Raw genomic sequence first — 1561 nt, 5'->3', positions numbered from 1 at the left:
TAACGCCTAAAATAAGCGGCGAAAAACAACGAGCAGATATTGATATGAAGTGCGTAAACGCATAACTTCATTTTGCACCTGAAATGCCGAGTGTTTTTTGTCCGCTTGATTTTTTTGTTAAATCTGCCCCACCTGATGAGGTTGAGGTCTGCTGTTAAATTTGCCGAGCAAGCGCCTTTGGTCTTTCTATTGCTCCAGCCTAACCCGTTTAACTCAATTTTCCGGCTCATGACAACCGCTGAAGCCGCAAAAACATTACACGCCCATGATGATTTGTCGCTGTCTCCCAGCACGACCACTCCGCACAATGCAGAGTTCGTCACTTAAACTCGACTAGCAAAATTTTACATCACCACCGATAAACTTCACCCGCTTTAATACCGTTATTTGCTCACCGCATGCCTCACAACAGGGAGTATCACCTTTTGCCCCCATAAACTCGCGCCAGCTGACCGCCTTAACCTCGCCAACCTCCGCCTGACCCAAACATAGCCTCGCCTGATTCAGCCCTTCGCGACTCCGATTATGGTACAGACCAACAAAGTGATACTGCTGCTTCCTCGGGAGCGCAACATGAGACACTATCCGCGCCATAAAATCATTATAGGTCAACGTCATACTCTCTGTACGCTGCGTCTGGTGAGATTTGTAGCTGTACCTCACTTCAGTGTCGGAAACATGTCGCAGTTGCGTGTTTTTTATCGCACCGCCACGAATATAACGAGCGAGGTACTTCGCCACACCATGCCCATGGGAATACTGCCTGGTGCAGTGGACAATCCAATCCTGACGCCCCCACTTATTCAAAAGACTGGCCACTTGTGCCTGACTTAACTCCGGCGGATAACTTAACTCACCATCGGCCAACAAGCCCCTCAACACCGACAAGTACTTCCCCCGAAACAGCTTCATCATCACCTTGGCCGGAAACAATATGTCCTTCTTCGGCTTCACCCATTCATTCTCCCGCAGGCCACCGTGAGTGACCAGACAATGTATATGGGGATGAAATGATAGGTTACGCGCCCAGGTATGCAACGCCAGGATACAGCCAGCCCGGGCTCCCAGGTACTCTCGGTCAGCACTCAAATCCTGGATGGTCTCCCTCACTGACTTGAACAGTAGTTGCTGACACTGCTCACGGTTATAAAACCACAGCACGTGCAGCGCATGAGGCAACGTGAACACCCAGTGGTGATGCGGACAATCCAGGATAAATCCCTCAACCTTCCGCTGCCACTGTTCCCGCTTTAGCGCACCACACTGCGGGCAGCTGCGGTGACCGCAGCTGTTATACCAGTACCCGTTGAAATGACCATTACCACAATACAGCGCATGCCCGCCCATCGCTGCCGTTCGGCAGGCCCTGAGCTGACTCACTCCCTTGAGTTGATACCGTGGAAGCCGGTGAGACTGGAGATAAGGTTCCAGCGCTTGCTGCAGGAAACCCTGAACGCTACATGCCATGACAGGATCATAGACAAAAATTTAGGCTATATTAGAAGCAGATACGCAATATCTGACAGCGCTCACTCCCCGAGCTTGCTCGGCAGATTTAACG

2 protein-coding genes are annotated in these 1561 nt (G+C 51.0%); both read right to left on the bottom strand.

The genetic code is table 11. The annotated features are described in order from the left end of the window. On the bottom strand, positions 1-323 hold a 323-nt coding region (locus ASV53_RS25880), incomplete at its 3' end, for a hypothetical protein (RefSeq protein WP_205049235.1). 10 nt (positions 324-333) lie between these two features. Beyond that, positions 334-1467 carry an IS91 family transposase gene (locus ASV53_RS23960; RefSeq protein WP_094958983.1) on the bottom strand — a complete coding sequence of 378 codons (1134 nt, stop codon included), beginning with the start codon at positions 1465-1467 and terminating at the stop codon, positions 334-336. Between the last annotated feature and the right edge of the window lie 94 nt (positions 1468-1561).

It is taken from the genome of Photobacterium sanguinicancri, from assembly GCF_002265265.1.
Lineage (GTDB): Bacteria > Pseudomonadota > Gammaproteobacteria > Enterobacterales > Vibrionaceae > Photobacterium > Photobacterium sanguinicancri.
This window is presented reverse-complemented; position numbering and strand designations above follow the sequence as displayed.

What these genes read in the sequence shown, in the direction of transcription:
- ASV53_RS23960 (WP_094958983.1), bottom strand. Translation starts at nt 1,467, where the DNA reads ATGGCATGTAGCGTTCAGGGTTTCCTGCAGCAAGCGCTGGAACCTTAT.